Source organism: Deltaproteobacteria bacterium, assembly GCA_016219225.1.
In the GTDB taxonomy this organism is placed as follows: domain Bacteria; phylum Desulfobacterota; class RBG-13-43-22; order RBG-13-43-22; family RBG-13-43-22; genus RBG-13-43-22.
Map to the genome: position 1 here is coordinate 1 of JACRBX010000136.1, position 10,480 is coordinate 10,480.

Annotated in this window: 12 protein-coding genes; 1 reads left to right on the plus strand and 11 read right to left on the minus strand. The window is 48.7% G+C overall.

Annotated elements, in window-relative coordinates:
- Positions 1-107: 107 nt before the first annotated feature.
- The 5 genes from HY879_11800 to xerD form a co-directional block, all read right to left on the minus strand.
- Positions 108-827, minus strand: a complete 720-nt coding sequence (locus tag HY879_11800; GenBank protein ID MBI5604029.1) for a segregation/condensation protein A — start codon at positions 825-827, stop codon at positions 108-110.
- A gap of 77 nt (positions 828-904) precedes the next feature.
- A complete protein-coding gene (gene trpS / locus HY879_11805; protein MBI5604030.1) occupies positions 905-1,888 on the minus strand; it encodes a tryptophan--tRNA ligase in 984 nt (327 codons plus the stop codon).
- 199 nt (positions 1,889-2,087) lie between these two features.
- The gene (locus tag HY879_11810; protein ID MBI5604031.1) at positions 2,088-2,756 is read right to left on the minus strand and encodes a site-2 protease family protein; all 669 of its coding nucleotides are present in this window, start codon (positions 2,754-2,756) and stop codon (positions 2,088-2,090) included.
- Positions 2,757-2,782: 26 nt separating this feature from the next.
- Positions 2,783-5,431 (minus strand): CBS domain-containing protein, encoded by a 2,649-nt coding sequence (locus HY879_11815; protein ID MBI5604032.1) that lies wholly within the window; start codon positions 5,429-5,431, stop codon positions 2,783-2,785.
- Between the two features lie 58 nt (positions 5,432-5,489).
- On the minus strand, positions 5,490-6,377 hold the full coding sequence (gene xerD, locus HY879_11820) for a site-specific tyrosine recombinase XerD (protein MBI5604033.1): 888 nt from the start codon (positions 6,375-6,377) through the stop codon (positions 5,490-5,492).
- A gap of 131 nt (positions 6,378-6,508) precedes the next feature.
- Between xerD and HY879_11825 the strand changes: the two genes are divergently transcribed.
- The gene (locus HY879_11825; GenBank protein MBI5604034.1) at positions 6,509-6,787 is read left to right on the plus strand and encodes a hypothetical protein; all 279 of its coding nucleotides are present in this window, start codon (positions 6,509-6,511) and stop codon (positions 6,785-6,787) included.
- A gap of 19 nt (positions 6,788-6,806) precedes the next feature.
- Here the strand turns inward: HY879_11825 and HY879_11830 are convergent, their stop codons facing one another.
- From HY879_11830 to HY879_11855, 6 genes are all read right to left on the minus strand, one after another.
- Positions 6,807-7,751: a cation transporter gene (locus HY879_11830; GenBank protein ID MBI5604035.1), complete on the minus strand. Its 945-nt coding sequence runs from the start codon at positions 7,749-7,751 to the stop codon at positions 6,807-6,809.
- A 54-nt stretch (positions 7,752-7,805) separates the two neighbouring features.
- Positions 7,806-8,141: a winged helix-turn-helix transcriptional regulator gene (locus HY879_11835; GenBank protein ID MBI5604036.1), complete on the minus strand. Its 336-nt coding sequence runs from the start codon at positions 8,139-8,141 to the stop codon at positions 7,806-7,808.
- A 48-nt stretch (positions 8,142-8,189) separates the two neighbouring features.
- Positions 8,190-9,266 carry a permease gene (locus tag HY879_11840; GenBank protein MBI5604037.1) on the minus strand — a complete coding sequence of 359 codons (1,077 nt, stop codon included), beginning with the start codon at positions 9,264-9,266 and terminating at the stop codon, positions 8,190-8,192.
- A 206-nt stretch (positions 9,267-9,472) separates the two neighbouring features.
- Entirely contained in the window at positions 9,473-9,868 is a 396-nt protein-coding gene (locus HY879_11845) for a hypothetical protein (protein ID MBI5604038.1), read from the minus strand.
- Positions 9,869-9,893: 25 nt separating this feature from the next.
- Positions 9,894-10,067 carry a hypothetical protein gene (locus tag HY879_11850; GenBank protein MBI5604039.1) on the minus strand — a complete coding sequence of 58 codons (174 nt, stop codon included), beginning with the start codon at positions 10,065-10,067 and terminating at the stop codon, positions 9,894-9,896.
- 101 nt (positions 10,068-10,168) lie between these two features.
- Positions 10,169-10,453: a hypothetical protein gene (locus HY879_11855; GenBank protein ID MBI5604040.1), complete on the minus strand. Its 285-nt coding sequence runs from the start codon at positions 10,451-10,453 to the stop codon at positions 10,169-10,171.
- Positions 10,454-10,480: the final 27 nt, after the last annotated feature.

The window sequence follows — 10,480 nt, forward strand, 5'->3', positions numbered from 1 at the left end:
GGATAGCCGTCCCCGATGACTTCCAGGATCTTTTTAAGACCCAGGGGAGTAGGCGAGACAAAAATCAGGGCTTCGAGCAGGGATTTGAGTTCGTTCATAGTGTACCGTTAAGAGACCGTGGCCGGAGGAAGAAAGTCATAAACAAGAAGGTTCCCTTCATGGATTTCCTGATACATGATGATTTTGTGAAGCTTGGCCAATTCCAGCAAGGCCAGAAAGACGACGATGATTTCAGCCCGGCCAAAATGGGCGGGCAATAACTCTTCCAGGAGGAGTCGCCCCATTTGTTTTAACTGGTCCAATATTTCTTCCATCTTGTTTTCGATGGGAATCAAGGGACTGGGTAAATGGGCGAAGGCCTCCTCTTTTTTCTCCAGAAGCATTTTCCGCACGGCGGCAATCAATTCAAAAAGACCCACCCGGATCATCCCCTCTTCTTTCCCTTCCATTTCTTTTGCTAAAAAATCGCGGGTAAAAACATCCCGATACAAAACCGGACGTTGGCCGAGTTGTTCTGCCGCTTCTTTGAGCTGAAGATATTCCATCAATGGCCGGGCCAATTCCATTCGGGGATCTTCTTCTTCCTCATCATCCGGAGGTCGGGGCAGTAACATCTTGGATTTGATATGGATCAGGGTGGCGGCCATGACCAGGAAATTGCCGGCAATATTGATATTCAGATCCTTCATCAGGTCCAGGTATTCCAGATACTGGGCGGTGATAACGGCAATAGGGATATCATAGATATCCATTTCGTTTTTCCGGATCAAATGGACCAGAAGATCCAAAGGTCCTTCAAAGATGTCGAGTTTAACGTTGTAATCCATTTGAACCACGAGTGACGAGTGACGGGTGACGGGTAATGCATGACTCGAAACTGGCAACAAATCCCGCAATCCGCAATCTAAAATCCAATAGCTTGCCTGACCTCTTCCATAGTCTTTTGGGCGAAGGCCCGGGCCCGATCATTGCCCGCTTCCAGGATGGATCGGACTTCCTGGATGTTCTCCGTTAAATAGTCCCTCTTCTCTTTGATCGGTTTCATGGCTTCCAGAACCTGATCGATCAGCCATTTTTTACAATCGACACAACCGATCCCGGCCTTTGGGCATTCCCGTTCGATCTCCTCGATCCGCTCTTCGGGAGAATAGATCTTATGAAGAGGAAAGAGGTTACAGACCTCCGGGCTGCCGGGGTCCGTACGTCTGGCCCGCTGGGGATCGGTAATCATCTGGGATATCTTACGGCGAATCTCTTCCAGGGAATCGGAGAGAAAGACGGCATTATCATAGCTTTTGCTCATCTTCCGGCCGTCCAGGCCCAATAATTTTGGGGTTTCGGTCAACAGGAGATCCGGCACCGGAAAAATTTCCTCATAGAGAAAGTTAAACCTCCGGGCAATCTCCCGCGTCAGTTCGACATGCGGGGCCTGATCGATGCCGACCGGAACGGCATGGGCCTTGTACATCATGATATCGGCGGCCTGCAGGACCGGGTACCCTAAAAAGCCGTAGGTGCCGATTTCCTTGCTTTCCAATTCCTGCTGCTGTTCCTTATAGGTCGGATTTCGTTCCAGCCAACTCAGGGGGGTAAGCATGGACAGGATCAAATGAAGCTCGGCATGTTCTTTGATGGTCGATTGCAGAAAAAAAGTGCTGACCTCGGGATCCAGCCCGACGCTGATCCAATCAATGACCATATCCAGGATATATTCATGAATGGCCTGGGGCGCCTTATATTCGGTGGTCAGGGCATGCCAGTCGGCAATAAAGAAAATACATTGATACTCTTTTTGGAGTTCTTTCCAATTCATCAAAGCCCCGTGCAGATTTCCCAGGTGTAATTTTCCGGTAGGGCGCATTCCGCTCAAAATCCGTTTACGTTCCATTAAAAAAACCGTCCTCCTTGTTTTGCTTTTGCTATAGTACTAAACCCTCATGCCACGGGGGGGCACCACGAATCATGAAAATATTTATTAGTGGCTATGGGCTATGGGCGAAGGGCAATAGGTTAAAAGATTTTCCGAATTTTTCTTTTCCTATAGCCTATAGCCTCGTGCCTATAGCCTGAATTTTTCTATATTCGAGTTAAATATACATCGAGGCCCCTAATAACAACTGAATAAAAAAATAAATCAGCGGGGAGATGAGCCAATCCAGGATATGGGTTACTAAGAGTCCAATAACGATCAGAAATCCAAAGGGCTCCAGTTTACTATAGGTATAGGCGGCCTTTACGGGAAGCAAGCCGACCATAACCCGGCCGCCGTCTAAAGGCGGGATGGGGATGAGATTGAATATGGCCAGGGCCACGTTGATCACCACGCCGTAGCGCAGCATCAGGATCAAAGGCTGGAGCAAAAGACTCAATAAGGGCCATTCCCAAAGGGGGGTGGCGGCCATTAAAACCCGATGAACCAAAGAAAAGACCAGAGCCAGGAGCAGATTGGTCACGGCCCCGGCCAGGGCCACCCAAACCATGTCCTTTTTGGGATTCCTGAGATTATGAAAGTTGACCGGGACCGGTTTGGCATATCCGAAAAGAAACGGGGCATGGGATAAAATCAGGATCCCGGGGATCAGGATAGAACCGAAAGGGTCGATATGGGCCATGGGATTGAGGGTCAAACGTCCGGATAACCGGGCCGTGGGATCACCCAATTTATTGGCTACCCAGCCATGGGCCACCTCATGCAAAATGACCCCCAAAAGAAGGGGCAGGGCCATGATGCTGATTTGTTGGATAAATGAACTCATTTTTATAGATTCTTTCCCGTGTTGGTTTAAAAATTGGTCGCCTGTGTTTTTATTACTCTATCCTTAAAATGTTTTATAACATAGGCTATTTCATCCTCATGGGTCAATACTTTTCCATTGAGTCGAGCTTCTAAAAGATCATTCAGGATTGTTTTATAACGAGGACCTGGAGCTATTCCAAGGTTTTTCAAGTCTTCCCCCCCGACGGAAATCTGGATGGATTTCAATTGGGTAAAATAAAGAGAAATGGCTTTCCGGCTGGCTTCCTGGTTGGTCTTGGCCATTAAGAAAAGTAAAACCTCGTTAGGGAGGGACGATAAGAGTTTATACATTTCACTGCGGGATAATTTGGGGTTCTTTTGAAGGGTCATCAGGACCTTTTCCCCTTCCCCTCGACAGAGCATAATGATTTCAAATGCTTTTTTGGATAAACCCAGACGTTGACGCAATTCCGTGAATTGGGTTACCGGCTGGGTCAGGGCCAGGAAATAAACCAGCCATTTTTCATAGGGCTCGTTAAGATAAAGGAGGTCAAACCAAGCCAGAACGGTTCGAATTTCTCCAAAAAGGAGTTCCACTTTTTGAGTGAGGATCAATTCCGGCTGGACGGCCTGCAGGAGTTTTAGATCTACCAGCCTTTTGATAACAGGCAGAGGGTCTTCTTCGTTTAAAATCAATTGCAATTCGGTGATAACCCTTTTAGGGGCCAGTTTTTCGATGCCGCCGATGCGGATGGCATTTTCGATCAGATTGGCGGTCAATTTTCCTATTTTAAATCCAAAGCGTTGTTCAAAGCGAACGGCCCGGAAGGCCCGGGTAGGGTCTTCGACAAAGCTTAAGTTGTGCAGGACCCGGATGGCCCTTTCTTTCAGGTCTTTTTGGGCCCCGAAAAAGTCAATCAGTATACCGTAATGACGGGGGTTCAGTTTAACGGCCAGGGTATTGATGGTAAAATCGCGGCGGTAAAGGTCCATTTTTATGGAACTGAGTTCAACGATCGGCAGGGCCGCCGGAGATTCGTAATACTCCGACCGGGCCGTGGCCACATCCACCTTAAAGCCGTCAGGAAAGATGAGGACCGCTGTTTTGAATTTGGCATGGTAACGGATACGAGCCGGATATCTCTTGGCATACTCCTGAGCGAATTTGATTCCGTCCCCTTCGATGACGATATCGATATCCAGGTTGTCAAATTTTAAAATGAGGTCCCGGATAAAACCCCCAATGGTGTAAGCATTATAACCGAGACTATCGGCCACCTCGCCGAAGGATTTAAGCAAATCAATAATCCGTTTGGGGAGCCTTTCTTCCATCAAGTAGGCGATGTTTTTCTTCCGGACGAAATGGGGGGCTTTGCGGGAATCGTAAAGATATTCGGTCATGGAAGGGCCGCTGACCAGGATATTAAGCAAATCGGTGCGGGTTATGACCCCCACGACCTTTCCTTGCTCGACTACCGGCAGGATCCTCTGTTTGTTCTCGATAATGAATTCCTGGATTTGAAAAAGAGAGGCCTCCGGTTCGACGGTCGAAAATTCAGTAGTCATATATTCCCGGACGGCCAACTCCTTCAGTCCATGAAAGATGGCCTTTTCGATCACCTGTCTGGTAATCAACCCCAAAAGTTTATCCCCGGCCATCACCAACAGGACATTGATGTTATAACGGGTCAAAAGTTCATTGGCATGTTCGATGGTCTCATCAGGTGGAACCGATTTTACCGGGAAGGTCATCATGTCCCGGGCCTTCCGCTGGGGGTTGATCCGGCGTTTGAGCTGGGCTATGAGTGATTCTTCCACCTGGACCAGGGTCTGATCTTTGATCGTGGCCGAGGCCGCAAAGGGATGTCCCCCTCCACCGAAGGCCAAAAGGATCTCCCCGACATTTATTTCCCGAATCCGGCTTCGGGCGACCAGATAAACACGGTCTTCCATCCGGGCCAGGGCAAAAAGACAGTTGAGGTTTTCCATCTCCATCATTTTGTGGACCAGGACAGCGAAGTCACCGACATAGGTATCGATGGAGGCCTTGGCAGTGACGATCTCAACGTTGTTGATTCTCTGCCGGGTGGCCGATTCCAGAAGTTGATTCAACAAAGAAACCTGTTCGACGGTCAATTCACGGGTCAGCATATCGGAAATCAAATTCAGATTGGCCCCTTGCTGAAGAAGGTAGGCTGCGGCCTGAAAATCCTCCGGGGTGGTGGAAGCGAAGGTGAAGGAGCCGGTATCCTCGTAAATGCCCAGGGCCATTACAGTGGCCTCGTCCGATGTCAGGGAGATATTCTTACCTTGGAGGATTTGGGTCATCAGGGTGGTAGTGGCCCCCACCGGCCGGATAATCTCCTGACTGCCTTTGATATCGTTTTCAGCCGAAGGGTGATGATCGTATATATGGATATCCAGATCAGCTCGATTCAGGATTTCGGCAAACCGGCCGATGCGGTCGCTTTGCCGGGTGTCCACCAGGATCAATCGCTTGATCCGTTCCAGGGGTACTTGTTTGATTTTGGTAAAATTATACAGATAGACCGTCGATTGCAGGAAGAAATTACGCAGGTTTTGTTCTTGAGAACCGGGGAAGACCAGCCAGGCCTCTGGATAAAGCTTTTTGGCCGCCATCATGGATGCCAGGCCGTCAAAGTCGGTATTGAGATGAGTGGTGATGACCTCGATACCTTTCTCTTCCGGGGTCTCGGAATAGGTGCCTGCGGGAGAGGAATTCATTAACCAATCAAGCTCGGGGATGATATCTCCGATAGACTTCTCGGAGGTGTTCGGTGGTTACCAGAGTGTAGATCTGGGTGGTTGAAATATCGGCATGGCCCAACATGGTTTGAATGGAACGGAGATCAGCTCCGCCTTCCAGAAGATGGGTGGCAAAGGTATGCCTCAGGGTATGGGGGGAGATCGTCTTGGTGATCCCGGCCTGTCGGCCGTATTGGCGAAGGATCTTCCAGAAACCCTGTCTCGATAAGCGACCTCCCCGGTTGTTGACAAAGACCCAGGGGGTAAGGTGATCTTTGAGCAGGAGGTTACGTCCTTTTTGCAAGTATTCCATCAGGCTGCCGGATGCGGTCTTTCCGATGGGGACCAGTCGTTCTTTGGAACCCTTACCCATGGTGCGGATAAGGTGGGCCTCCAACTCCAACTGGTCAAGGGTCAAGGCGATTAATTCGGAGACCCGTAAACCGGTGGCATAGAGGACCTCCAGCATGGCCCCATCTCTAAGCCCTCGAGGCGAATCGGCCTTGGGTTGATGGAGCAGGGTCTCCACTTCCATCTCCGAAAGGGTCTTTGGCAAGGTTCTTTTGGGTTTGGGTCCTTGCAAGGGCAGGGCCGGATTGTCTTTGCGCAAGGCTTCTTCCTGGAGAAATCGATAAAACGATTTGAGGGCCGAAAGGATCCGGGCCTGGGTGCGGCCGGATAACTTTCGAGACCGCAAAGTCCCTAAGTATTCGTAAAGGGTCCCGGAATGGGTCTGGGAAAGGTCGGTAATGTCTTTGGATTTCAAAAAATGAAAGTATTGGATTAAATCACGGCTGTAAGCCTCCAGAGTATTTGGAGAAAGCCCTTTTTCAACCACCAGAAAATTTAAGAAACGATCCAGAATCAAATCCATCATAATACCTAACCAAAAATAGATACAGAGCTAAAGAATAAAAATATATCAGAAATCGGCTTTGCTGTCAAGAAAAGTGTAATTTCTATGGGTTAGAAAGGACCATCAATCCGGATGAGGCAGTCTGTCCATTGTTGAAATTATTGCCGGGGAAAAAGAAAAACCGGTTTATCAGGGCAGGGAGATTATATAATCATGTGATAACGGTCTGCGATGAGACCAGCGCCGAGCAATGTCCCTTCTTTCCCGGGATCACGACCAGACTCCATTGGAGCTTTGCCGATCCCTCCGGTTTTAGCGGAACTTACGAAGAAAAATTGGATCATATCGCACGGCCCGCAACCGGTAGCCCCGAAATCAATCAGGCTCGGTTTGCCCGCATCTGGGGCATCCCGGTCCTAATACTTTGATTTCCATAATAATGCCTCCTTACTCAGCACTCTTTTCTGAAGAATGGTTATCCTTGCATATCGTACATAACAAATCCTTGGGTTCGTAGGACTTGCTTTCAAACTGGAGAATAGGATGGTCGATGTTGAATTTGTTCAGGAGCAAGACCCTTACTTTTTTGGCTAATTCGTCGACCTGGCAGAGCATCTGATCCGGTACAATGACATGGGCTGCCAGGGCGATGATCCCGGAAGAGGGATTCCAGACATGAAGGTGATGAAGACTTTCGATACCCTCCAATGCCTCAACTTCCTGTTGGATGATCTTTAAATCGATGCCAGGTGGCGTGGCATTCATTAAAATGAGCATGGCTTCTTTTAATATTCCCCAGCCGTTGTAAAGAATCAGGACCACAATAATCCAGGAGACGATGGGGTCCAGCCAATACCAGGGTCGAAACAGCCAGATTAGCCCTAAGACGGCCACCCCCAGGGAGGTCAGGGCATCGGTCAACATGTGGAGGAAAGCCCCGCGCATATTAAGGTTCTCTTCGGCCCCGGCATGGAGCATCCAGGTAGAGATCCCATTGGCGATAAAACCCAGGAGGGCCGCCCAGATGACTATATTCCCCTGGATGACCGTTGGATTGTTCAAACGAATCCAGCCTTCAACGGCAATATAAAGAGCGGCCCCGAAGAGAAGGGCTACATTGAAGACCGCGGCCATGACCTCCACCCGCCGGTAGCCAAAGGTCAGGGAAAGGGTAGGCCCCCGTTTCCCGATTTTTAAGGCCACATAACTGATCAGAATGGAGGCGAAATCCATCAGGTTATGCAGGGCATCGCTGACCAGGGCCATGCTGCCTGCTATAATCCCGGCAATAATCTGAACGGCCGGGATCAGCAGGTTCATGATCATGGTGATGAACAGGCGTTTAGCCCAAGAAGTTTCATCGTTATGATTATGGTTATGATGAGGGTCCATTTTTTAATACTTGTTGACTATATGAGTAAATAGTAATTTAAGTCGGAAAAATTTTTATATTTGGGTCATTAAATGATGCTGTTCCCGTGCCTGGGTCTTCAAGAGTCTGGAGACCCCGCTCAGCAGGTCCAGGATTTCAGGAGTCTTGATCCGGTAAAGGATGCGTAAACCGTCTTTCCGGGATTCCAGGATACCGGCCTGCTTCAAGATCGACAGATGTTTGGAGACATTCGCCTGTTCCTGAGAAATGGCGGGAAAAATTTCACAGACGCAACGTTCGCCTTCCTTTAGCAATTCAAGGATTTGCAAACGGGTAGGCTGCCCCAGGGCCTTGAGAATCGAGGCCTGGCCTTCATATATTTTAGGGTTTAATTTTTTTAATTTTTGCATAATGGACTATATAGTTATAATGTTTCCCCTTAAAGTCAAGTAAAAACTTCACAGAAGGGCGTTAAAGAGAAAACCGACCAAAAGTATGCCCGTGGCCACCACCCCGACAAAGACCGCAATGAGCCTGGCTTTCAAGACCTTTCTTAAGATAATCGTTTCCGGCAAAGACAGGCCGATGACGGCCATCATAAAGGCCAGCACCGTGCCCAGGGCCGCCCCCTTTTCGAGAAGGGCCTGAACCACAGGGATGATCCCGGCGGCATTGGAATACATGGGAACGCCGAGCATGACGGCCAGGGGGACCGACCACCAGGCTTCTTTACCCATGACAGAGGCCATGAAGCCTACCGGCACGTAACCATGAATGGCCGCTCCCACGGCGATACCGGCAATTACATACAACCAGACCTTGCCTACTATATCCTTAACGGCCTGCCAGGCATAATCGATCCGGCCTGACCAGTTCATGGTTTCCATAACCAGGGGGGTCCCATTGGTCCTGATCTCCCGAACCCAATCTTCGATATGGTTTTCCATGCGCAACCGGCCGATCACCCAACCGCTGACCATGGCGATCAGCAGTCCGGTGGTCAGATAAAGGGCGGCCACCTGCCAGCCGAAAAGACCGAACAGGAGGACCAGGGCGATTTCATTGACCATAGGAGCGGAAATTAAAAATGAGAGGGTTACCCCCAAAGGGACCCCGGCCTCGACAAAGCCGATAAAGAGCGGTATGGCCGAACAGGTGCAAAAAGGGGTGGCAATCCCCAGCCCTGCGGCCATCACATTCCCCACCGATTCTTTTTTTCCGGCCAGGATAGCCCTGGTTTTTTCCGGAGTAAAAAAAGAACGCAGCATTCCCACTCCAAAAACCACCAGGATAAGAAGCATTAGGACTTTGGGGACATCATAGAGGAAAAAAGCGACAGCCTCCCCCACATGGGTACCCTGGCCAATCCTGAACAGTTGATAAGTCAACCACCCGGCCACCTTTGGCAATTGATGGTATAAAACCCACCAGGCTATAAAGGCCACGGGCAGGATAAGCAGTTTTTTTCTCAGGCTTATCTGATCTAATTTGGCTTCAGTTGGTTGAATACACTCACAGGAAATAGTGTTTTTCATCTTTTCCCCCATAAAAGTCAAACAGGTTTTTGTGTTTAAGAATTCCTTATAACTATATAGTAATATAGTTTACCGATAGTCCGTTGTCAAGAAGAAAAATAAATAAAATGAAGCATGAACGGAAGAAGGGATACTGAGTGAAGTAAGATTGCCTGTAAGACCAGAAATTACGGCCTGCAAATTCCGTAACCTTGATTGAACCTTTCTTACGGCAATTTCCCCCTTTCCTTGGAAGGCAGCGGTGAGGGTGCTACGACTGAAGTCTGTGGTTGAACCATTTCCGTGATCTGTTCCGGGATTGGAGCCGTAGATTGGACGATACGGCCGTGATTCTTGAATTGTTCGGCTACCGAATACATCTGAGCTAAATCGTAATAGGACCAGGCCTTTTGGGAGCCTGGGTCGGCTACTATAGCTTTACGGAACAGCTCCTTGGCCTCAATGTACCGGGCCCGGGAAAAAGATTCTTGCCCTTTGCGAAGCATCAGGGCACAAAGCTCAGGATTAACCTTGTAATTTTGCCCTGTTGTAGATTGCTGGGCAAAAGAGCTGTCAAGCCCAATTCCGGTTAACAGAACAAGAATCAAGACGATTCTTATCATTTTTTTAACCCGTGTCAGTATTTTTTTACCACCAGCTAACAACCTTATCGTGCGAAAAGATAAGGTCCACCAGTTGGGCATAATTCACCTCCCCTTCAAAAAGGGAAAAGGTATCGGCATCATTTCCCTCAGAAAGGATTTTCACCAGCTTAAGGATCTCTTCGGTGGGTTTGGAACGATAGATGTGTAACAGTGTCATAATTCCCTCATGGAAGTAAAGGGGCTATAGGCAATGGGCAAGGGGCTATAGGTTAGCTTTTTTTCGGCTCTTTGTTTGCCTATAGCCTATAGCCTATTGCCCTAAAATGGAACAATGAAATCCATTTCTTTTAGTTTTTCCCCTAATTCTTCATAGGTAATGGGCTGAAATCCATGTTTCTCCACATTGGCCGGGACATTGGAAAAGAGTTCTCCCTCCATATCCAAGACCCAATCCAGGTTTTCACGATAGGGTTCGGTCATTTCCACTTCATGATCCAGGACAAAGAGATACACCGAGTTGTTCTCGACGGCCAACCCGAGGGTGGAGCGTAACCCTTCCCAGTCTTCTTCCTGATCTTTGATTAAAAAGGCCACCTTTTTCATCGGTTTTGTCCTTTAGTACGAAAATAA